The sequence below is a fragment of the Cnuella takakiae genome (assembly GCF_001953305.1).
Lineage (GTDB): Bacteria > Bacteroidota > Bacteroidia > Chitinophagales > Chitinophagaceae > Flavisolibacter > Flavisolibacter takakiae.
In genome coordinates this window covers 1,547,340-1,570,760 of the sequence record NZ_MTFE01000010.1, presented here as the reverse complement: position 1 = coordinate 1,570,760, position 23,421 = coordinate 1,547,340, and the positions used below count along the sequence as shown (strand labels likewise).

Annotated in this window: 16 protein-coding genes; 6 read left to right on the top strand and 10 right to left on the bottom strand. The window is 50.7% G+C overall.

Annotation, left to right across the window (positions count from 1 at the left end; all coding sequences use genetic code 11):
- Nucleotide 1: 1 nt before the first annotated feature.
- Nucleotides 2–1,675: a capsule assembly Wzi family protein gene (locus BUE76_RS07105; protein WP_073040473.1), complete on the top strand. Its 1,674-nt coding sequence runs from the start codon at nucleotides 2–4 to the stop codon at nucleotides 1,673–1,675.
- A gap of 110 nt (nucleotides 1,676–1,785) precedes the next feature.
- Nucleotides 1,786–2,949, top strand: coding sequence for an AI-2E family transporter (locus BUE76_RS07100; protein ID WP_073040475.1), 1,164 nt, complete (start codon nucleotides 1,786–1,788; stop codon nucleotides 2,947–2,949).
- 160 nt (nucleotides 2,950–3,109) lie between these two features.
- On the opposite strand, the gene BUE76_RS07095 is transcribed toward BUE76_RS07100, so the two are convergent.
- Both BUE76_RS07095 and BUE76_RS07090 read right to left on the bottom strand, forming a co-directional pair.
- Nucleotides 3,110–4,210: a fatty acid desaturase family protein gene (locus BUE76_RS07095; RefSeq protein ID WP_073040477.1), complete on the bottom strand. Its 1,101-nt coding sequence runs from the start codon at nucleotides 4,208–4,210 to the stop codon at nucleotides 3,110–3,112.
- A gap of 99 nt (nucleotides 4,211–4,309) precedes the next feature.
- Nucleotides 4,310–6,304: a sensor histidine kinase gene (locus BUE76_RS07090; protein WP_073040479.1), complete on the bottom strand. Its 1,995-nt coding sequence runs from the start codon at nucleotides 6,302–6,304 to the stop codon at nucleotides 4,310–4,312.
- A gap of 121 nt (nucleotides 6,305–6,425) precedes the next feature.
- Here BUE76_RS07090 and BUE76_RS07085 point away from each other — a divergent pair, with 121 nt between their 5' ends.
- A complete protein-coding gene (locus BUE76_RS07085) occupies nucleotides 6,426–7,523 on the top strand; it encodes an MBL fold metallo-hydrolase (protein ID WP_073040481.1) in 1,098 nt (365 codons plus the stop codon).
- A 120-nt stretch (nucleotides 7,524–7,643) separates the two neighbouring features.
- On the opposite strand, the gene BUE76_RS07080 is transcribed toward BUE76_RS07085, so the two are convergent.
- From BUE76_RS07080 to porT, 3 genes are all read right to left on the bottom strand, one after another.
- Nucleotides 7,644–8,366 (bottom strand): pyridoxine 5'-phosphate synthase, encoded by a 723-nt coding sequence (locus tag BUE76_RS07080; RefSeq protein ID WP_073040483.1) that lies wholly within the window; start codon nucleotides 8,364–8,366, stop codon nucleotides 7,644–7,646.
- Nucleotides 8,367–8,688: 322 nt separating this feature from the next.
- Nucleotides 8,689–10,680, bottom strand: coding sequence for a T9SS type B sorting domain-containing protein (locus BUE76_RS07075; RefSeq protein ID WP_083596366.1), 1,992 nt, complete (start codon nucleotides 10,678–10,680; stop codon nucleotides 8,689–8,691).
- Nucleotides 10,681–10,854: 174 nt separating this feature from the next.
- Entirely contained in the window at nucleotides 10,855–11,589 is a 735-nt protein-coding gene (gene porT / locus BUE76_RS07070; RefSeq protein WP_245798306.1) for a type IX secretion/gliding motility protein PorT/SprT, read from the bottom strand.
- Between the two features lie 497 nt (nucleotides 11,590–12,086).
- Here porT and BUE76_RS07060 point away from each other — a divergent pair, with 497 nt between their 5' ends.
- A complete protein-coding gene (locus BUE76_RS07060) occupies nucleotides 12,087–15,251 on the top strand; it encodes a hypothetical protein (RefSeq protein ID WP_073040488.1) in 3,165 nt (1,054 codons plus the stop codon).
- 662 nt (nucleotides 15,252–15,913) lie between these two features.
- A complete protein-coding gene (locus BUE76_RS24150; protein ID WP_143157214.1) occupies nucleotides 15,914–18,367 on the top strand; it encodes an HYR-like domain-containing protein in 2,454 nt (817 codons plus the stop codon).
- 111 nt (nucleotides 18,368–18,478) lie between these two features.
- Here the strand turns inward: BUE76_RS24150 and ubiE are convergent, their stop codons facing one another.
- Nucleotides 18,479–19,225, bottom strand: a complete 747-nt coding sequence (gene ubiE, locus BUE76_RS07050) for a bifunctional demethylmenaquinone methyltransferase/2-methoxy-6-polyprenyl-1,4-benzoquinol methylase UbiE (RefSeq protein ID WP_073040958.1) — start codon at nucleotides 19,223–19,225, stop codon at nucleotides 18,479–18,481.
- Between the two features lie 356 nt (nucleotides 19,226–19,581).
- Between ubiE and yihA the strand changes: the two genes are divergently transcribed.
- On the top strand, nucleotides 19,582–20,211 hold the full coding sequence (gene yihA, locus BUE76_RS07045; RefSeq protein ID WP_073040492.1) for a ribosome biogenesis GTP-binding protein YihA/YsxC: 630 nt from the start codon (nucleotides 19,582–19,584) through the stop codon (nucleotides 20,209–20,211).
- A gap of 185 nt (nucleotides 20,212–20,396) precedes the next feature.
- Here the strand turns inward: yihA and BUE76_RS07040 are convergent, their stop codons facing one another.
- The 4 genes from BUE76_RS07040 to BUE76_RS07025 all read right to left on the bottom strand — a co-directional run bounded on the left by BUE76_RS07040 (nucleotide 20,397) and on the right by BUE76_RS07025 (nucleotide 23,335).
- Entirely contained in the window at nucleotides 20,397–20,870 is a 474-nt protein-coding gene (locus tag BUE76_RS07040) for a ribonuclease H-like YkuK family protein (RefSeq protein ID WP_073040494.1), read from the bottom strand.
- A 186-nt stretch (nucleotides 20,871–21,056) separates the two neighbouring features.
- Nucleotides 21,057–21,434, bottom strand: a complete 378-nt coding sequence (locus BUE76_RS07035; protein WP_073040496.1) for a CoA-binding protein — start codon at nucleotides 21,432–21,434, stop codon at nucleotides 21,057–21,059.
- A 41-nt stretch (nucleotides 21,435–21,475) separates the two neighbouring features.
- The gene (locus tag BUE76_RS07030; RefSeq protein ID WP_073040498.1) at nucleotides 21,476–22,615 is read right to left on the bottom strand and encodes an NAD(P)/FAD-dependent oxidoreductase; all 1,140 of its coding nucleotides are present in this window, start codon (nucleotides 22,613–22,615) and stop codon (nucleotides 21,476–21,478) included.
- Nucleotides 22,616–22,627: 12 nt separating this feature from the next.
- Nucleotides 22,628–23,335, bottom strand: coding sequence for a methyltransferase domain-containing protein (locus tag BUE76_RS07025; protein WP_073040499.1), 708 nt, complete (start codon nucleotides 23,333–23,335; stop codon nucleotides 22,628–22,630).
- Nucleotides 23,336–23,421: the final 86 nt, after the last annotated feature.

Below are 23,421 nucleotides of genomic sequence, written 5' to 3'. Positions count from 1 at the left end.
GATGCAAGTTAAAGCAACCATTCGCAACCTCATTCTTTCTTTATTCCCCTTGGCTATCAAAGCCCAAACTACCTACCTGTTCCAGGACAGCAAAGAGGGCATCCTGCTGGAAAGAATGGAAGTAAAAGCCCAGCGCGATTCGGTACTGAATTTTTCCAAAATTCATCCCTACAGCCGCAAACAGGTAGTACCACGCATAGCAGCTTTGGACAACCTGCTGCAGTCGCCATCAGACCGCTATCTCTATGCCAGCGCCCTGATGGCAAGCCCTGAGTGGACTTCGGTTGCCCATGCCCGTTACAGGAGCCGGAAACCTACTTGGAAACATTTTTATAAAACACCCGCCAACCTGGTGGAAGTTGACCAGCCCGATTTTTTCCTGGTGATCAATCCTGCTTTTCAATATACCGTTGCCAAAGAACAAAACAACACCCAATATTTATTCCAAAACAGCCGTGGTGCCCATATCCGTGGCCGCATTGCCAACAGGATCGGGTTTGCCGGCTATGTGGGCGAAAACCAGGAACGTGATCCGCTGTATGTGCAAAGCTGGGTAGCCGAACGAAAGGCACTGCCCGGGCAGGGTTATTACCAGGCATTCAAAAAAACGGCTTACGACTATTTTGATGCCCGCGGTTATATCAGCTTCAACGCTACCAAATACATTGATGTCTCCTTTGGCTACGACCGCAACAGCATCGGCAATGGCCTGCGCAGCCTGTACCTTTCTGATTTTCCCAACAATGCGCTTTTCCTGCGGCTCAATACCCGTATCTGGAAGTTCAACTACCAGAACCTTTTTATGGAGCTGCAGCATGCCGACCCGCTTGATCCCCGCCAACGCGACTACCTTTTAGGCAAGAAGTACGCTGCCATGCACCACCTCGACATGGCACTCACGCCCTGGCTGAATGTGGGTCTTTTTGAAAGCGTGGTATTTGGCCGCACAAACAAGTTTGATTTCAGCTACCTCAACCCCATCATCTTCATGCGGTCGATGGAGCAGCAAAACGGGTCGGGCGACAACAGCATGGCGGGGATTGACTTTAAAGCAAATGCTGCCAGGCGCTTCCAGTTTTACGGGCAGTTGCTGTTTGATGAGTTCAAGCTCTCCGAGGTGCGCGACAATAAAGGGTGGTGGGCCAACAAGTGGGGCTGGCAGCTGGGCGCCAAATACATCGATGTGCTGGGTGTGCCCAACCTCGACCTGCAGGTGGAGGTCAACCGGGTACGGCCCTTTACCTATTCGCACGACGACTCAGTGGCCAACTACACGCACTACAACCAGCCGCTGGCACACCCGCTTGGCGCCAACTTCCAGGAGGTGCTGATGCAGTTGCGCTACCAGCCCAAGCCCCGGTGGACGGTATTGGCAAAGGGGATGTATTATTTCCAAGGCCGCGACTCGGCAAAGGTTTCCAGCGGCAGCAATATCTTTTTACCCAACGTGCCGCCCTACCGCAAACAGGATTATGGCTATAGTGTTGGCAATGGTGTGCGCACTGATGTAACACTGGCTTCCCTACTGCTTTCGTACGAACTGAAACAAAACCTTTACCTGGAAGCCTGTGCCCTGTTCCGCAACGAAAAGGCGGCGGGCAGGCAAAGCCAGCACACCACCGTGCTTTCGGCCGGTATCAGGTGGAACATGTGGCGCCGCAGCTTCCTCTTCTAACTCAAACCTCCCAACCAAAAACTAAAAACCCAAAACGCCAAACTCCAAACCCCAAACCGTAACTGGTCCGGTTTTATTAGCTTAGGCCTGAAGCAATATAAAAAAAGCACATGGATCGCATGCCTTTAACCGTTCGCAGGGCAATTGAAATAATGGGTCTTTATTTCCTGGGTACCATTATCATCGTTGCCAAAGATATTATTACACCCCTACTGATGGCCTTTTTCCTGGCCATCATGCTGCTGCCCGTATACCGCTTTCTGCGCAACCGGGCAAAGTTTGGCGAGGTTGGGTCCATCATCCTTTCCCTTTTCCTGCTGTTCCTGGTGCTGGGCGGACTGATCTGGTTTTTTTCTTCCCAAATAGGCCGCGTGGTGCAGGACTTTCCGCAGATAAGGGAAAATGTGACCCTGCATCTCAATAACCTGAGTCATTGGTTTGAAACAAAAACAGGACTTTCAACCCGCCGGCAAACCGAACTGATCAACCAGCAAAACGAAAAGGTACTGGCATGGGCCGGCGGTATGTTGGGCGGTGCGGCATCTTCGGTTACAGGCATCTTTGTTTTCATCGGCCTGTTGCCCATTTATATTTTCCTGTTGCTGTTTTACAAAAACCTGCTGCTGCGTTTTGTGTTCCTGTGGTTTCCCAAAGACAACCACCAAAAGGTAGAGGAAGCCATGCGTGAATCGGAGGTAATTATCAAAAGCTATCTGGGCGGCCTGCTGATACAAATAACCTACATCACTATTTTGCTGGGCGGCATCCTGCTGGTCATTGGCATCAAACACGCCATCCTCATCGGTGCCATCTTTGCCATCCTCAACCTCATACCTTATGTGGGTGCACTTATTGGCAACCTCATTGGTGTGCTGCTCACCCTGTCTTCTTCGCAGGAGTTGTGGCCCATTATTGCGGTGTTGGTGACCATTGCTTTTGTACAATTCCTCGACAATAATATCCTGATGCCCCGCATTGTGGGCTCCAAGGTTAAGATCAATGCGCTGGTCACCATTATCGGGGTGATCATTGCCGGCGCCATGGCCGGTGTATCGGGTATGTTCCTATCACTACCTGTTATTGCGGTAATGAAGATCATTTTCGACCGCACCAACAACCTCAAGCAGTGGGGCGTGTTGTTTGGCGATGAAAAACCGCAGAAGAGCCCCATGAGCTGGCCCGTGTTGCGGCTAGGCAGCAAAAAGGTGCAGGAAAAGCTGCAACAACAAAACAATATTGAACCAACGGATACAAAGGGGAAACCGACACCGTAGGGATGATGGACGATAGACGATGGGATATGGACGATGGACGACAGACCACAGACGATGGACAACGGGAGGCGTTCATTGGGAACTTTACCACAATACGCTATGGATCTTTTTCAATAAAACAGGCACCGGGTATTCGGTGCCTGTTTTATTATTTGGCTATTTAAGCCCCTGCCAAAGCAGTTGTCGGAGTAACCGCCGGTGGCGTATTGCCCAGGGTGCGCAACAGCCTGAAATGCGATTGCACTGCACTGGTAAACGTTGGATAACAGAAATAAGGCAGGCCATATTCGCGGCAGGTTTGCTGCACCAGCTTGCTGATGGCGGGATAATGCACATGGCTTACGCGGGGAAAAAGATGGTGTTCTATCTGGTAGTTGAGGCCGCCGGTGTACCAGGTAACCAGCTTGTTGTTGAGGGCAAAATTGGCTGATGCCTGCACTTCGTGTTCGGCCCAATGTACAGGCAGCATACCGCCTTCTTCTTTTGCCTGGTAAAACTGTGTGTGTTCCACCACATGCCCCAGCTGAAACACCAGTGCAAGGGTTAGCCCCATCACCATATTCATCACCAGGTAGCCTACCAGCCAGTTGTTGAAACCAAGCAGGTAAATGGGCAGGCCCACGTAGCAGAAAAAGTAGAACGCCTTGCTTGCCCAGAACAATATATGCTCGGTGCGGTTCATACGGCGCAGGGGCATATTGCTGATCTGTCCTTTGAAGTACTTGGTAAAATCAAAAACGGTGATCCAGAAAATACCCGAAAAAGGGTAAAGCAACAGCACGTACCAGTGCTGGTAGCGGTGCATGGGTTTCCATACCTGCACATCGCACTGGCGCAACAGCGGGCTTTTTGCAATGTCATCATCCAGCCCGTCGATATTGGTGTAGCTATGATGCAGCTGGTGTTTTTGCCGGAACAAAAACGCATTGCCACCAAGCGCGTTGAGGCTTAGCACCACCAGGTCGTTTACCCGCCGGCTGCTGCTGAAACTGTAATGACAGGCATCGTGCATAATGGCAAAGCCAATTCCTGCCAGCACCAGCCCCAATGTGGCGGACAATACCAATTGTACCCAAACAGGCAGGGGCACCAGCAACAATACCACGAAGAGCACCACGGCTGTTCCACCCAAGAGCGCTGCCTTCAACCAAAGCTGGCCATTACCAGTTTTGGCTATGGCGTTTTGCCTGAAATAAGTGTCCACCCTGGCTTTCAGCACCTGGTAAAAAGGGCTGTTCTTTTCAAATACAGTCTTGTTCATAGCAATTAATTCGAAGCGGGAAATGGGGAGCGGATCAGCGCAATCAGGAGGGAGGATTGCTTAAATATAGTGGTACCCAGCCGATCCAACAAATGCCTGCTATGCAGGCTGCGTGGGCATACTAATGGACACCCGGGTACCATCCTTGCCCGAAATGATCCGGAACTCGGCCTGCAACAATCCTGCACGCCGGTACATATTTTTCAACCCCATGCCTTTGCCATGGCCCTTGAGCAGCAATGCTTCCGGGTCGAATCCGATGCCATCATCCTGTATGGTGAGGTGCAACCGGGCATCCCTTACTTCCAGTTGCACAGATACCTTGTGGGCCTGCGCATGTTTGATGATATTTTGCAGTACTTCCTGGAAGAGGCGGAAAAGAATCAGTTCTTTCTGTGGCTCCAGCTGCAGTTCCTCGCCTGTTACGGTGAGTTCGGTTTGAAATGCGCCATACTTGCGTACCTGCTCCATTTCGGAGGCAATAGATTTTTCCAGGCCCATTTCCAGTACATAATCGGCATCCAGCAACTTGGAGAGGAGGCGCAGGTCGGCAATAGCTTTGCCGATCAGGTCTACCTGGTCGTCGAGCATACCCTTGCTGGCACCAACAGGTAGTTGCATGGCCTGCCTTGTAAGGTTCATACGTACCAGGCTTAGCACCTGCCCGATATTATCGTGTATTTCCTGACCGATGTTGCGGAGGGTTTGCTCCTGTATCTCGAACTTACTTTCGAGCAGCAACTTATCGAAGTTGTTGCGCAGCGATTCTTTTTCAGCCAGGTACTGCATCTTTTCCTTGCGCTCGGCGCGGTACCGGTATATAAGTCCAAAGGAAATGATCAGGGTTTCCATGATCATGCCTACATGAAAAGTAGAAGGTGGAAAAAGGTAGGAAGCCGTAGCGGCAAGCGTAAGGCGCTGGAGGGCGCCGATCAAAAAAACCAACAGGCCCGCCAGCAGGAAGATGGCGCTTTTCATGCCTTTTACCGTACTGTAAATACAGGCCCCAATGATGGAAATAATGGTGACCATGGTGCTGATATTGGCCCATTTAAACAAGACTGTTTCCAACCATGGATCGGGTTTCAAATTGAACGCCACCAGGTGACACAAGGCACTTAAAATAGTATTGAACTTTACCACATTCAGGAAAATACAAAGCCTGCTGTGGGGCGGTATATTGGTCAGGAACTGCTGCACCACATGCATCAGCACCGATATGGCCAGTGCGCCCAGGGCCATGATGGGTGTAAGCCGGTAAGCCCGTTCCGAATCCCAGTGGAGAAACTGCTGGTCCAGCTGGTCGTTTTTCATCACGATCAGCATCAGGAAGAGGATGTAGAGGCTATACCAAACATGGATGCGGTCGTTAAGAGATGTGTAGAGATAAAGATTTAAAATGAGGAACAGGAAGAGGATGCCGAGGATGATCCCAAAAAGCAGGTACATGCGGTTGGCAAAAGCCTTGAACTCGGCGGGCTCCAGCAGGGCAAATGCATAGGACTTGTACACATGCCGGGCATCCATGGACAGGTAAAAAGTGTCGGTGCTTTGCGGGGGCAGGTACAGGGGATATACAAAGTGGGTATACTGGTAGGCACGCTGCGCAAAAGGAACCGCAACACCGTTCTTGCCCTCCATTTTCCAGGTACCGTTCTCAACCCGGTACAGCAGTCCTTCCCGCATCCCAATTGGGCCCATCAGCAGGAGCAGGTTCTGGGGGCCGGCTGCTCCATTGCGCAGCACCAAACGAAACCAATAATAATCTTGGTCGTAACCCGAAAAGACCACCGGCTTTGCAGGTGCCTGCCTGAAACGGGCCTGTATTTCGGGTTGTAAAATTTGTTTGATGGTATAGGGAACCTGGCTTTTCAATACCTGCATATGGGGCGTTACTACCAGGTGTCTTTGCCCGCTGAGATTGGCAGCTTCTACGGGCTGGGCCTTTGCCGAAAAGGCAAAGCAAACCAACACCATGGAAAAAAGCATCCACTGGTAGCAGATCAGCAATCGGGTGATTTGTTTTACCGTAGAAGGCAGTCGGTGCGGCAACACGGCTTCCAAGGTAAACAATCCCACCGCTAAATAAAACATTGCCAACCCGGTGCGTCGGTGCCAAATAAAGCCACCTGCAGCCCTTTTAAACCAAGCAATTGATGCTAATGGTCAGCCATGGTATATTATTTGTTCCCATACGACCAAACAACAGCGAGTTATGAGTGCAAAGATTCCCCAACGCGAGGCTACGGCAACAGAAGAAACGGAACTCTATTATAACGCATGGGTGGTAGCACCGCATGTGTGGCGGTTGAAAGATGTTTTTGTGAATGTTTATATCATCCAGGATCCTACCAGCCAGGATTGGGTGCTGGTAGATGCAGGGCTGAAATCGACGGCGCAGCATATACGCAAGCTGGCTGAAGAAGTGATCGGCCGCCACATCAGGCCTGTGGCCATCGTCCTCACACATGGCCATTTCGACCACCGTGGTTCCTTGCAGGAGCTTGCCGATGAATGGCAGGCACCCGTTTATGCCCACCATATGGAGCAGCCTTACCTCAATGGTACCTCCTCCTACCCCCCACCCGATCCCGGTGTTGGCGGCGGACTGATGGCCACCATGTCATTCCTTTACCCCAAAACACCCATCGATATAACGGAGCACCTGAACGAGTTGCCCGAGGACGGCACCATACCCGGTATGCCCGAGTGGCGATGGATACATACACCCGGACATACACCAGGGCATATATCCCTGTTTCGCAACCGCGATGGCGTGCTCATTGCCGGCGATGCCTGTGTAACTACCGTGCAGGAGTCGGCCATATCGGTGGCTACGCAGATGCCTTTCCTGAGCGGGCCACCCAAGTACTTTACCCCCGACTGGGGCGCGGCTGCCCGCTCGGTACGCGAGCTGGCCGACCTCAAACCACAGGTAATAGCCACAGGTCATGGTAAAAGTTTTTATGGCGAAATAGCCATGAAAGAGCTCAACCGCCTGTCCAAAAACTTCTGGCAGCGTGGCATACCCGCCTCCGGGCGTTATGTAAAGGAACCGGCCCTATTTGACGTGGATGGCATTCCCACCTACCTGCCACCCAAGCGGGGCGTAATGCTGAAGCGCGTACTTACAGCTGCGGCACTGCTGGCAGTTGGCTATTACATTGTAAAACACAACCGGCAGAAAGGCCTGCTGGGCAAAGTGCAGAAAAGTGTGGGCAAACATATCATGGGCAGCAGTTGGATAGCCCTTGGCGCCGCAGCGCCCGCCAGCAGTGCGGCACCTACAATCCCGCTGATACCGGCTTTGTAGGTTTATGGTTTTTAGTTTTTTGATAAAAGCCCGACTATATAAAAGGCGCTGTTTTACTACAGCGCCTTTCTCATTTTCATTTACATCCATTTCGAGCAGAAACCAACGAAAAACCAAAAACTAAAAACCCAACTGCCGCTTATACAACTGCACGGTATTCTCCAATCCCAGGTACAGCGCATCAGCAATAAGGGCATGACCGATGCTTACTTCGTCAAGGCCGGGAATGTTCTGGGCAAAATATTTCAGGTTGTGCAGGTCCAGGTCGTGGCCGGCATTCAGGCCAAGGCCTAGTTCTAAGGCTCTTTTGGCCGCTGCGGCATAAGGCGCAACAGCAGCTTCCTTGTTGCCAGCAGCAAAGCCATGGGCATAGGCTTCGGTGTACAGTTCAATACGGTCGGTACCGGTTTCCGCGGCACCTTCCACCATAGCTACAACGGGATCCACAAAGATGGAAACCCGGATACCGGCATTTTTAAACACCGTAATGATCTCCCGCAGGTAGTCGCGGTGTTGCACCGTATCCCAGCCGTGGTTGGAAGTGATCTGTCCCAGCACATCGGGTACAAGGGTTACCTGGTCGGGCTTTACTTCCAGCACCAGGTCCACGAACTTTTGCTCCTGGCAGTTGCCTTCAATATTGTACTCGGTGGTGATGATGCTTTTAATGTCACGGGCATCCTGATAGCGGATATGCCTTTCATCGGGACGGGGATGAATGGTAACGCCATCAGCACCAAAACGCTGTACATCCACTGCAGCTTTCACCACGTCGGGGTTGTTGCCACCGCGGCTGTTGCGCAGGGTGGCTATTTTATTGATATTGACACTCAGCTTAGTCATGAACCGCAGATTTATATGATTTGATAAAGATTTTTATGATCCTGCGCCAAATAGACGCTTTTGCATTTTGTACCTGCAAGGGCGGAGGCAAATGTAACCCACCAGGAACGATTCTTACACATTGCTCAGGAGGCATAGAAATCAGAACATCCTATTTGCAACAGATTTACCTTTTCCCTTTTTCCAGGATATCCTATATGTCAGACCAGGGTTTCCTAACAATCATTACCATACCTACAGCAGCAAAGCTACCCCATAAGGTAGCTTTGCTGCTGTAGGTAACCAATCCTTCAGATCATTGTTTAATCATACAAAGCTGCGGTTACCGGATCAGCACCACACTCCCCTTCCGCTCCATTTGTGTGCCGGTACTGAGCTCGCGGTAGCGGAGGGTCCATACATAGGTGCCGGTATTTTGCAACTGCCCGCTGATGCGGCCATCCCAGCCCCGCTTGGGGTCGCGGGTGCGAAATACTTCCTGTCCCCAGCGGTTGTATACAATGAACTCGTAACCATCAATGCGGAAAGCATTCAGCGGGCGGAACAGGTCGTTGCGACCATCACTGCCGGGTGTAAAGGCGTTGGGCACATGTACCGTGCAGCTGCTGTAGATGGTAATGGGCTTAGTTACCGACCTGGTACAACCAAAACTATCGGTAACGCTGTAGGTTACATTGATTGCAGCGGTGCGCAAAGGTGCGTTGAACCGGTGCACAGGCTGGGCCTCACTGCTGGTAGTGCCATCGCCAAATACCCAACGGTGGCGTAAGCCGCGGCCTACAGCCGTACTGGTAAACTGTACCGGCTCGTTGGGACACTCCTCGGTGGTGGCTTTAAAATCAAGGCTCAGGAAGTTTTCGAGCACCACCTTTGTATCAGCCGTATCCACGCACACGCCATTGCTTACTGCCAGCCGGATGTTTTTTGTAGTGAACACATTGTACAATGCTAGCGGGTTGCGCACGGTGCTGGTTTTGCCTTCATCCAGTATCCAGCTCCACTGGTTTACGCCGCGTGTACCCGGGTGGTTGAACTGCACGCTATCGGTAGTACAGCCATATTGGATGTTGTAGGTAAATGCCGCACTTACGGTATCTGCCACCGTAAAGTTTACAGCACCCAGCGGAATGGGGTTGCCGCATTCATCGGTAGGCACGGTGCCACTGGCATTGCGGCGGAGCGCCACCCGGAAATTACCCGCATCCACCATGGGTGCAGCCAACTCCAGTGTGATGGTTTCCGAAAGACCGTTCTGGCAGTTTAGCACCGCACGGGTGATGCCCACGGCATATGGGCCCTGGATAACAAAATCGGAGCCGTCGGCGGCAACGGTATTGCAATACACCCCTTTCCGGAAAACAAGGGTAAGCTGGTTGGGCGCACAACCCACCGGCACGATGCTATCGAGGCGGGTGGGCAGGGTGGGATCAACCTTAAAAGGAGCCAGCTCGCCTTCTGGAACCCCGTTGCCGCAGTTGTCCAAAATGGTATTGGCATCGGTACCGGCACGGATGGCCAATTGGTAATTACCAGGATCAAGCGGTCTTGCCAGCCTGATCTCCACCGAGTCTGTTTCAAAGCCATTACCGCAGATGGGACTTGCGCTGCTCACCGGTGTGTTGTTGGGCAGGATCACAAATTCGGAACCGCTTGCCGTGATGCTGTTGCAACGCATCATTTTATTCAGTTTCAGCCTGATGGTTTGGGCATTGCAATGCGCGGTTGCGTTTTGCAGCCCCGGCGCCTTGGGGTCGGTAATTACGGCTGTGCCGCCTTTAAACTCCAGGTCGTAGCCGCTCTGGCTATTGGTAAAGTGGCTCACCAGCAGCAGGTATTCGTGGCCTTTGACCAGCTGGGGCATGCTACTCCACAGGGGTTTGCCGGTGCCGGCGCACACAAATATTTGGTTGCCCTGGGCACTGGCGCCGGTGGTACCAGTTTCGCCGCTCCAGTTGCTGGACACCACCAGCGACCCATCGTTAAAAATATCGCCGGGTTTGCGGCCGGTAATGTCGTAAACCTCCCAGTCGTAGTCGCTGCTGTTGTTTTTGGGCGTGATCACAAAGCCCAGGGTACCGGCCTCGAAACAGGTGAACTTGTAATAGAAGGGGTTGACATCCGTGAGCTGATCGCGGGAGCATGCCGGCGATGGCAGGGTGCGGCCGCCACAAAGGGGTACTGTAGTTTGGGTAAAGACAGAAGTGCCGCAAACCGGGAAAGCCGTCTCGGGTGTTTGGCCATGGGTGTTACAGGTTTGGGCCCCACCGGAACGGGCCAGCAATAATAAACAGGATAACAGGGTCAGTACTCTCATGCGCAGCTGATTACTGCAGGCGCCCCTGCAGGTGGCTTGTTTGTAGGTGGTTGCTTGTGCAAGGACAAATTACCGGAACCATCCGTTGCATGCCGCATGGATGGTTGGCGAAGATAATATGATCGATCCAGCCTGCCACGTTTGAGTGCCGATGCTCCTGTTGCCAGCCGCCGCCTATCCTTCCAGGTGGATGGAAAACACAATCATCCGGCTCTGAATACGGTCCAGCACGCTGGAATAGCGCAGGTTTTCATTGCGTACATGGATATTACCCAACCCGTTGCTCAGCTTGATCTCGGGAGAGAAAATAAAAGATTGAAAGTAAAAGTTGAATCCAAGGCCGGCCTCAATGCCATAGTCGGTCTTTTGAATTTTCACCAGGTCATCCACCTTGCGGGCACGGGCATTGGAAGCCAGGTCATAATCCAGCTTGGCACCGCCAAGCAGGTAAACCCGGAAGTTGCCGATGCGGTCCGAATTAAATTTCAGCTGGAAAGGAAAGCTCACGAGCACCGACTCCACCTTTTGGGTTACCGCGGTTTGGTTGTCCAGGTCGGCATAACGCAGTTTGTAATGAATACCCCGGTCCATGAAGGCCAGTGTAGGATTGAAGCGGGTTTCAAACCGGGGCGACAGGCGGGCTGTTGCCAGCAGGCCAAGGGCAAAGCCGCCGGCATTACCGGGTTCGGCCACAAGGATGCTGTCCTGCTGCAAAAAGGAAGCGTGGTGCTCTGTTTGAAAACGCGACCGGTTGGTGGCCAGGGTAATACCGAAATAATAGGGTTTATTATCGTGTTCGTTCAGGTTGAGTTCTACCTGGGCATTAGCAGCAAAACCATAACCAAATAGCGCTACCATTACCCCTATCACCCTTGCCCCCCATGCAAAGCTCTTGCTGTTTGCCACCATATGCTAATTGAGCGTTCTTGAAGATTAAAAAACACGAAGCGAGCAAATATCTGCTTTCTGAGCTTCCTGCATTAAACGATACAGCTGCCAAATAATTGTAACCCGAAACAGATTTACACCCTTGTAGATTAAAATCGAAAGTTGAACAAGCTCTTGCATAATAGACGGGCCGGCTCTACTTTTCAATTGCATTATAATCCCTACCCCCCGAAAATTTATCCAGAAGTTTCTTCCTGCAATCCAGCAAAGGGCACTGCATGGCCTTTTACATCCTTTAAAATCCGTCCACCCTTTTGCCTTCGGGGGCTTAACCGTTTGCACCTAAACAGAACCCTACCACTTTGCGCCTGACCCACCGTCATGCCCCGGGCCTGAACGTCCCAAAATGGCTCTTGCCCTGCCGCCCAGGTGCGTAGGTTGCTGTTTTCGTGCGCTCGGTTTTATAAGTAAGCCAACCAACTTATATCAAACGCTATTCAGTATAAACCAAAACGATCATGTGCACATTTACCCAGCAATCAGAACAAAGTAGTACGGGCCGTGGCCCTCAAAGCAGGATCAGGAAATTGCTTGCCTTATTCCTGTTTGTCACCGCCTGTATGTTTCAGGGTTTTCAGTTACATGCCCAAACCTTTCCTCCGGCAACCTCCTGTACTTCAAAGGACCTGGAACTGATCAGCGCAACCTTGCCGGCACCTGCTGCCAACCCTTGCCAGTGTTCAGGCACCCGCAACCTGATGTTGGGCATCCGCAACAAAACAGGATCTACCCGTACCTCCTTTGCATTGTGGGGCACCCTGAAGCGGTTTAATGCCGCCGGGGAGCAGGTAGATGACAACGGAATTAAAACGACTGCAGGCACCCCGATTTTTGCCTGTGCCAACCAGGTAAAGGCCAACAGCGACAACCAGCTACAGGCAACCTCCGGTTTAACGAGTATTACAGTCAGATGCGGGGAGTCACTAGTGATAGAGAACCTTTACCTGGCATGGACCACGGCCAACAGTAATGAGACCTGTGATTTCCTTCGGACCAATACGGCCACCCTCAACCCAAAATGCGGCACGCTGCCCTCCATCAAAATTGGCCTGGGTGTGACTGCTGATTTTTCGGTAAACAACGCTACCTGTGCTGCCAATGGATCTTTACAGGTATTTCCCAGTGGTGGCTTAGGTCCTTACAAGGTAACAGTGGCCGGCACTACGCGTACCGGAATTGTTGCCGGCAGTTCCACCACATTCAGCCTGCCCAGTGGCACCTACAACATAGAGGTAACAGACAGCCGTGGTTGCATCAACAACAACTTCAACCGCACCATTGGGAATGCTGCTGCACCTGATGTTAGTGGCATTGGTGGTGCCTTCACCAAAACCTGTACGGCTTTTCTAAATGGTGCCCTCATCGGCGAAACACCGGCAACAGGTTTTACTTATTCCTGGGCACCCACTACCGGGCTCAGTACTGCAAACGTGGGCAACCCTACCGCCAATCCCACCACTACAACCACTTACACGGTAACCAAAACAAATACGGCAACCGGGTGTACCAGTACCAAGCAAGTATTGGTAACTGTTGACAGGGCCATACCCGGTATCAGCGATATCGGGTATGGGTTTACAAAGACCTGTTCTGACTTTCCCAATGGTACCTATATTGGCGAATCACCGGTAATAGGCTTTACATACGCCTGGGTATCCAATACAGGTTTAAGTGATGCAAACATTGGTAATCCATTGGCTAACCCGGATGCTACCACCACGTACACGGTAACCAAAACCAGCACGACAAACGGTTGCAGCAATACAAAGCAAGTTGTAGTAACAGTTGACCAGGCAAAACCCAGTATAAGCAGCATTGGCGGCGCCTTCACAAAAACATGTATTGCCAATACCAATGGTGGCACTATTGGCGAGAGTGGACAAACAGGCTTTACCTATGCATGGACTTCGGTGCCATCAGGATTTACTGCTTCAAGTGCCGATCCTAATGTTAACCCACAAAGAACTACCAATTACACTGTTCGCAAAACAAACCCATCAAACGGCTGTTATGCCGAGGCCACTGTAACGGTTACAGTAAACAATACACTACCGGATGTAAGTAGTATTGGAGGCGAGTTCACCAAAACCTGTGTGTTGAAAACAAGCGGCGCGGACATTGGTGAAACTCCTGTTACCGGCTTTACTTACTCCTGGTCGCCGGCTGCAGGCTTAAGTGCATACACGATCGGTAACCCTAATGCCAACCCAACTACCACTACCACCTATACGGTAACCAAAACGGAGACGGCTACCGGATGCTTTAACGCCAAAACTGTTTTGGTAACTGTTGACCAGGTGCAACCCAGTGTAAACAGCATTGGAGGCGCCTTTACCAGGACCTGTATCAGCAATACCAATGGTGCTACCATCGGCGAAACTCCGGTGGACGATTATAGCTACACCTGGTTGCCGGCAACGGGCCTGAGTGCCAGCAATATTGGAAATCCAACTGCCAACCCCACGGTGAGCACCACTTATACCGTTACCAAAACCAATCTTACAAACGGTTGTACCAACACCAGGCAGGTAGCGGTAACGGTGCATACCACGACACCCGATATCAGCGGAATTGGCGGGGCATTTACCAAAACATGTACCACCAACGCAAGTGGAGCGGCCATTGGCGAAACAGCACAAGCGGGCTTCAGCTATGCCTGGACTTCTTCACCTGTTGGCTTTACTGCCACAAGTGCTTACCCAACGGTGAACCCAACTGCTACAACGGTGTACACCGTAACAAAAACCAACAACACAAATGGTTGCTACGCGGATGCTCCCGTAACAGTAACCGTCAACACTACTATACCCGACGTAGGCAGCATTGGAGGAGCTTTTACCAAAACCTGTGTACTCAATACCAGCGGTGCCACCATTGGTGAAACACCAGCAAGTGGCTTTTCTTATGCCTGGGCACCGGCAACAGGTCTGAGTGATGCTGCCATTAGCAATCCCACTGCAAACCCGGCTGCCAGCACTACCTATACTGTTACCAAAACCAACCTGGCTAATGGCTGCACCGATACCAGACAGGTAGTGGTTGCCGTAAATACCGAAGCGCCCAACTTCTCTGTTTGCATCAGCCAGCCAAGCCTTTGCGCCAACTCGGGAAGTGTAAGCTTTGCTGCCAGTGGTGGCAGCGGCTTTGAATACAGTATCGACAATGGCACAAATTTCCAGTCAAGCAACAGCTTTACAGGCCTTGGTTCCGGTTCCGTTTCCGGGTATAAAGTGAAGAATGGATTCGGTTGCGTAACAACTGTATCCTGTAGTGATGTAGTTATGGCCTGTGCCCCGCCCGTTTCGCTCAATAACCAGCAACAGCGCACCATTTCCCAGAAGGTTGTATTGGAAGGCAAGCCTGTTACCCAGGTGAGGGCTGCGCCCAATCCTTTTAGCGATAAGGTTCGTTTTCAACTGGAGTCGGCATCATCGGGCTATGGTATTTTGGAGTTGTACAACCTCAATGGTCAAAAGGTCAGGACTGTTTTCCAGGGTTATGTACAATCCGGCAAAGCCCAAATGGTGGACTTCCTGGTGCCCGGCTACCTGAAGACCAGCCTGGTTTATGTATTCCGGGTAGGGGATCAGCAAGTGACCGGAAAGCTGATCGGGCTTAAATGATTCATCCTTTTGCAGAACCAAAGGGGTGCTCCGAGTGGGCGCCCTTTCTGTTTTATATTAAAATGAAGTGGAACGTTGCTTCTTATTCTTGCGTAAACGATAAGGTTAGCGCCTCGCTCTACCTATCTAATCAAATGGGAGTTACCTTTTTTAGTTATACTCTTTGTTCCTGATAATCAATAATCAATATTCTTAGAGGAATACAACTGAAAAATATCCTGTTAAAGGGTTGCAAATTTCTTTCAGCAGCTCTACTTTAACAAGGTATTTCGGCACAACTGCCTAGGGAAATACTTCTTTCAAACTATCTACTTACATCCCTACCCCGCGAACTCCCTTTTTGTTGCCCCTCTTTTCTACTGCTCCGTTCCTCGTGATTGCTTGCCACTCTCACCAATGCTTATTTATTTTTTAAATACACCCCACCATGGTGCAAGTTCCTTTTTGCCCATACCTAAGTGTGCCCCTGTATAATGCGCATGCGCCACCATAAGTCCATCTTTAGATGGAGACACTCTCCATTGAATTGAAACAAAAGCTTTCACTCAATTCAATCAAAAAAAATGAATCCAATCAATTACCTCAAATTAGCAAGCTCATTGCTGCTGTCAACACAACTTAGGCTTGTCCGAGGACCCCGCTGTTGGCTAACGATATGCCTTATGCTGCTTTGCACAGGAGCAATACTTGGCCAGGCTGCAAACCTTGATCAAGTAAGGAACGGAACGGCTGATCAACCTACAGATCCGGGGTTTTGGCAAAACGGTAATGCCGGAAACCAAACTGCACATTACAGGGAGGGTCAGTCCATTCCCTATAGGGTTGTAATGACCAGCATGCCGGCAAATGGAACCACAGTCTCTTTGATACTTGGTTATGATATCAAACACAGTAATGCACATGCTATTGATTACCTGACCGATTTTGACCGGTTACAGCCACATACATACGACCCTGCACACAGCCAGGAATTGATAGATCCCAGAATTGGGACGGTGTATGCCAATAGAAATGTGACCATAGATAAGTTTACAATACCTACCCCCAGTTCTGTTGGTTCTCCAGTACCAGGAGAACCGGCGACTTCTTTTGGTAAGATTGCTACAGCGAACGCTGCTAAGGTTCAAATGAGCATGTGGGGAGGAGATATTACACAAATAGTATATGTTACTCCTTTGGGCAGTTTAACTGCAGCAAATTCTGAGCAGCGGATTCGGGTGACTTTTACTGTGCAAATCCCAGCAGGCCAAACTGAGAGGACCGTGGTATTAGCCTGGGGTGGCCATATTGCCAGCCGGGCTGATTGGGGTTTTGTAAACGGTGTGCCGCGTTCTGCTGGAGGCATTAGTGGTTCACCTTACCACATGCGGCTTATCTCCTGGGGCAGGAACTTAACCGGTGAACAGGATGGTACACTTACCAATCTGGGCAACCAGGATCGCTCGTTGTCTGCTGCGGCAGTATTGCCACCGCCAGACTGCGCCATCGTCCCCGGTGCTTTCAATCCTTGCCCAAGTGGAACTGCCACATACAGTGCTCCTACCGGGACAGGGCTTACTTTCCTGTGGACAGTATCACCAAGCAACATTGCCAGGATCAGTGGTGCATCAGTTGTGAACGGTCAAACCACATCAACCGCATCCTCTATCACCGTCAACCACATTGCCTGCGGTAACTATACCGTTTCGCTGAGGGTAACACAAGCTGATGGACAATCAACGGAATGTCCGTTAACAAGAACTGTAGCGGACAATGTCAATCCGACCATTACACCATCTGCCGGAGCAAGTGGCGGTACAACGTCCCTTGGCTGTAATCCAACTGCAGCAGCTATTGACGCTGCCCTGGGTTCAGCTACTGCTGCAGACAACTGCGGTCTGGCTGCTGTCAATGGCTTGACGGTAAGTACAGGTGAGGTGGTAAGCAATGGTTGTTCACGTTCACAAACAAGAACATGGACCGCTACAGATGCTTGCGGCAATCAAAGCACCGCAACACGCACCGTGACATGGACTGAGGACATCACTCCGCCGACAATCACCTGTCCTGCAAACCAAACGCTTGCCTGTGGATCTACCCCGACCTTTGGCACACCTACTGTAACAGACAACTGCGGCGGAACCGTTACTCCGACAGGAGGCACTGTTACACAGGTTACCAATGCCGATGGATCAATCACCTACAGCAAGACTTGGACAGCTGTTGATGCATGTGGAAATCAAAATACATGTACCCAGCGCATAACAGTATTGTCTTGTCAGAATAACATCTTCCCAACTGGTACAACATGTGAAAACTTCACAACTCAAAGTGTAGCACCACTCCGTTCACTTTGTGTAGCAGTTGATGCAAGTAAGAAGATCACTAATGCAAGCAATCCTGGTGCATGGTTCTTCTATGCCAAGGTAACCAAGCCTGCAGGTGTAAGCACTCTCAGTGTACGGATCAACCAGTCTATCACTAACGGTTCAATAACCGGTTCTACAAGGTTATTTACCAGTGATGAGATCAAGGCTTGGACCAGCAGCTGTACCCAGATTACCAGGAATGTGACCACCGATTTTGGTAACCCGGCACAACCGGTAATTAATATTACAGGCCTTAGTAACCTGGCGCAGGAAGTTATCATCTCTGTTAAGTACAACAGTAATTCTATCAGGGATGCAATTGCCAACACGCTGCCTGCTACTTACTCCTTCAATCTTTCCCAAGGAGCTACAGCAAATACCATCAATACAATTGTTCCCAACAGCGATGAAAACCTGACCATCAATACTTGCACATCCACACTCGCTGCACCGCTTACAATGGTACAGTCCAGGGATGCATCAAGTAAGGTTCTGCTACAAGAAGTGTTGAAGGTAACCGCAACACCCAACCCCTACCGCGACCGCGTTCAATTCAACATTGAATCGCCCGTATCAGGTCAGGGTGTCCTGGAAGTGTTCAACCTGCTGGGTCAGAAGGTAGGTGTAGCTTACCAGGGTTATATTTTCGCCGGCAAAGCTCAGACTATTTACTACACAGTTCCGGCCGCACAGCGGAAGACATTGATCTACCAGCTGCGTGTAGGGAACCTCCGTACAACAGGTAAACTGATCGACCGAAGGGAATAATCTTTGACTAATCTGAAAAACCACTAAGGATGCTCCACCAGGAGCATCCTTTTTTTTGCACATAAAAAACGCAGGACCACAACAGCCCTGCGCTTAAAATATGGTAAATGATCAGGAAGCTTTCCTGCCGCTATACACACAGCAGATACCAAAGCTCAAAGGTTTGAAATAGGTTTTTTGAAAACCTACTTCACTGAGGATGCGGACAAAATTTTCCCGGTCGGGAAAGGCTTTGGAGGATTCGTTGAGGTACTGATAAGCCTTTTTGTTCTTGGTAAACAACTCGGCGAAAAAGGGTGCCATTTGGTTCATGTACAGGTTGTACAGGGGCTGAACAAGCGGAATTTTAGGTTTGCTGAACTCCAGCACTACCAGTTGTGCGCCGGGCTTCAGCACCCGGTAGATCTCCGATAGCCCCTGCTCCAGGTGCTCGAAGTTGCGTACGCCAAAAGCTACCATCACACCATCGAAGGTGGCATCAGGAAAATGGATGGTTTCGCTGTCGCCATCCAGCAGTTCTATTTCGGTAGATAACACTTCCGCAGCCACTTTCTTACGGCCGATGGCCAGCATACCAGGCGAGATATCGATACCCGTGATCTTTTGGGGGTGGAGCATTTTTGCGGCCCGCAGGGCCATGTCGGCCGTGCCGGTAGCCACATCCAGCAGGTGCCGGGGCTGGTCTTTTTTAAAAAGAGATATGGCTTTGATCCGCCAGCTTACATCGATACCGGCGCTCAGAAACCGGTTCATAAAATCGTAGCGGCCCGCAATATTGTCAAACATTGCGCTCACCTGCTCTTTCTTACCGCCCGCTGCTGAAAAGGGCTTGATCTTATCGTGTGGAAACTCGGCCATAGTGGCTGCAAAGGTAAACCGAACCGCAGATTTGTATGATTTTATAATGATTATTATGACCTGTGAATAGGAAGATGCTGCAATAGCGGGCAGCACCAAAGTTTTGTTTACCCATTGATTAAAAAAACCATACAACAGTACACATCGATTTTGAAATTTGGTCCCCAGACAATAATACCGCATCATCATTTCTGAATATCCTGTTGTTTATTCTATAAGATTTTTAACAATTGCGGTCATGAATGGTGATGCCCACAACAAAAAAATTCATCAGCACTGCAAGCAAGTTGCCTAAGTGTACATCATGCAATCATTATAAAATCATACAAATCTGCGGTTCGGTTTACCTTTGCCCGATGGAAATCATCCAGGCTTCGTACCTCATCAGCTCCCCTTCTGTTGACTTATGCCCCAAACCCGACCGGCCCGAATACGCATTTATCGGCCGCAGTAATGTGGGCAAGTCTTCCGTGATCAATATGCTCACCCAAAAAAAGGAACTGGCCAAGGTATCCCGCTCTCCGGGCAAGACCCAGATGATCAACCATTTTGACGTACTGGGCAGCGACCGCAAAAAATGGTACCTGGTGGATTTGCCCGGCTACGGTTTTGCCAAGGTGAGCCAGAACCAGCGCAAAAGCTGGGAGAAGATGATCGAAGGATATATCCGCAAAAGGGAGAACCTCGTCAACCTCTTTGTGTTGGTGGATAGCCGCCACGAGCCACAGGAACTCGACCTGGAGTTCATCAACCAGATGGGCGAGTGGCAGGTGCCTTTTTCCATCATTTTTACGAAGGCCGATAAGAGCACCCAAAAAGAAGTGGCCAACAACGTGAACCGCTTCATGAATACCCTGAAGGAGCAGTGGGAAGAACTCCCTATCTCCTTCATTACCTCGGCCGAAAAGCACCTCGGCGGCAAGAAGATCCTGAGCCTGGTGCAAGCTATGAATGAGGAGTGGTGGGAGCAGAAGGGAGGGAAATAAGCTAATGTAATAATTAGCTAATGTGCTAACAAAATACAGGTCGTGGCAGCAAGTAATTGGTTTCAATTACAAAACGCCGCTACTGCCCTTTTCAGGTACTTCCAAAAATTTATTACCTGAGAGTACATTCCATTAGCAGGTTACCTAATTAGCACATTATCACATTAGCTAATTAGCACATTACCCTAGTTGCACATTTTATTCGCGCAACTGCTGCTGGCAAAAGCCTCGGGTTTGGCCTTGAAGGCAAAGCCCATCCCAAGGATATAACCCATGGCCTCTTTGAGGGCATCGTTACTCTTGAAGTTGGGGCTGGTGTTGATGTCGGCGTGCACTTCCATATCCACTTTGTACAAAGAAAAAAGGTTGCATAACTCGTATGCAACCTCTATACTTTTAGCCACCTCCACCAGCATACGCTCTTTGATGCTGTACTGGTGCGTGGTTTTGTCGTTGTGGATGAACATGAACCCGCCGTGCCCTTCTCTTAAAAAAACGATCACGGTGGCAAACTCGGTCTCGTGGCCTTTTACCTGCGAGTCGGTGCCGATACAAACTTTCAGCTTATTGCCTGCTGCCGCTTCTCTTTTGATGGCGTTTTCTACGGCCTTGTAAATGGGTAGGTCGATCGTTTCGCCATTGAATTTTCTCCAACGCATACGAACAGTGTTTCCCTAAATTATGAAAAACATTAATGCGAAAATCCGGAGCACAGGTAAACATTATTAATTAATCATTACTGATTATTTGGGTTTGAGGTAAGCAGTACGAAATTTCCGGCCTAAACCACAGACGACGGACCACAGACCACCCGTTGTCCGTCGTCTGTGGTCCGTCGTCCCTTATCAATACATCCCTGCCGACAACATCACCAGCGTACAGGCCACTACGGGCTCAATGCCCTGCTCGCGGGCCTTGCGCATCAACTCCGGGTTTTCAGTTCCGGGGTTGAAGATGATCCGCTGGGGTTTGAGGCCCAGGATATAATCGTAATAAGGTTGCTGGTTGGTGGGATTCAGGTACAGCGTTACGGTATCTACTCCTTCCTGGGGTTCGGGTGCAGCAAGAATTTCTGTATCGCCTACATTGCCGCTCCGTTTTCCGATAGCCACCACCGGATGTTTGTAGGCTCTCAGTTTATTCACTGCAAGAAAACTGTACCGGTCGGGGTTGGACGAGGCACCCAGCACCACTGTTTTTTTACCTGTTTTTGTCTGTTCCATAAGGACGCTCTTTGTTTGGCTAAGGTACCAAACTACATGCCTTAAAAAGGCTGCCCATGGGTTTGGCGGATGAGGGTACGGGTAAGACCAGGCAGTTTGCCCATCACACCCACCAGCATATTGCTGCCCTGCTCCGACCCGAAGAAGCGCTGGAGCAACCTGCCGGTGCGAAGGCGGTGCTGAAACAGGCGCCGCCACTCACGGATATAGGCAGCTTCCATGCTGCTGCGCGTTTGTTTACCGCTTAAAAAATCGCCCACTTGCAGGGCCGCCACCTTACTGGCATGGAGGGCCATGCTCATGCCATTACCACAAAGCGGTGTAATCATGCCCGCAGCATCACCCATCAGCAGTACGCCCTGTTCCACTTGTGTTTTGGGTAAAAAGCTAACCTGCGAGATGGTGAGCGGAAAACCTTCCCTTCGTTTGCTGTTGCTGAGCACCTGCTCCAGGTAAGGATTGCGGCTCATGAGGGTGGCTTCCAGCTGTGGAATGGAAAGGCCCTTTAAGTTGACCGCCCGGGTGAGGTAACACAAACAGTTCCAGCCATCTTCAATCCGCGATATGCCGCAATAGCCATCCCTGAAATTGTGTAGGCCAATCAGGTCTTCGGGCCAGGAGCAGCGAATATGGTACTTGATGCCCACCCAGTTGGAAATACGGGTGCTGCTGTCGGCCACAAATGGCCGTTGCCATTTCAGATCGATGTTGCTGCGCTTGCCCCAGGCGCCACAACATACCCGGGCATCAAAACGCTGGGAACTTCCGTCGATCCTTACCTGCAATTGGCAGCCATCAGTGGCAGACAAAACCGCATCCACCTTTGCCCCTGTTACCAGCTGCACGCCTCTTTTTTCCGCAATGGCCGCAAGGCTGGCGTCCAGCTTATACCGGCTAACGCCAAAACCACCCAGCGGCAGCCTGGCTTCCAGTTTCCTGCCATCGGGTGCGGTTACCTGCAGCCGGTTGATGCGGGGCAAATTCCATTGGTCTAAAGGCAGGGAAAGAGAACATAAAAAATCCCATGCTTCCATGCTGATATACTCGCCGCAAACCCGGTGAAAAGGGTACTGCTCTTTTTCAAAAACAACCACCTGCCAACCCTGGTCGGCCAACTGGATAGCCAGGGCAAGGCCGGCCAGTCCGCCGCCAATAATCGCCGTATCGAAGTGTGCAGACAAAATGGTAAGGGTTTAAAGTTGGGTATTACTCAAGTTACAAACGATCAGCCACCGGAAGGCCCATGCCCAATTAATTTGTGCATCTACTTTAGCTTCCTTAAGCAGGTGGCGCCACTCCCCTCTTTTAAACCCACGCAACACCGATAAAGGCGCGTCATTTTTCACCAGGTAACTTTTGGAAAACAAACGGGTCAGCAGCCTGATGCTGTGATAAGCCAATGGATGCCGGTGCAGGTCGTTGATGAAAAAACCGATGTTGCTGTTGGCCTGCATCCATTGCAACTGTTCCACCAGTTGCGCATCGGTAAAGTGGTGGCAAAAAAGGGAAGAGAAAACGATATCGCTCTTTTGTGCCGCTGCAACCGTGCGGTAGTCGGAGCAGATAAATTGAATCGCATTATTGGCAGGAAGCTGCCGTGCATAGGCAATGCACTCGGGGTTATAATCTACACCGGTGAGTTGGAGGGATAAACCTTTTCGCTCTGCCCATTGCTGTACTACCCGCAGGTTATTGCCATCGCCGCATCCAATTTCCAGTATGCTTACAGGCGCCTGCTGCACCTGGCCGGGCACCAATTTTTGCAGCCCTTTCAATGTAATGGCATGCCCGCCCAACAGGGTATTGATGGTATCCAGCTCACGCATATTCTGGCGGATGTCCGCAAAAGGAATATGGGGCTGATCCAGCAGTTCGGGGGTATAGCTGCGGGTGGCGAACATGAGCAGGTTTATTCCGGTTTAAGATGATTGGCAATGGACCACGAACAACAGGTGGCCTGTGGTCCGTGGTCCGTATCGCTCTGAGT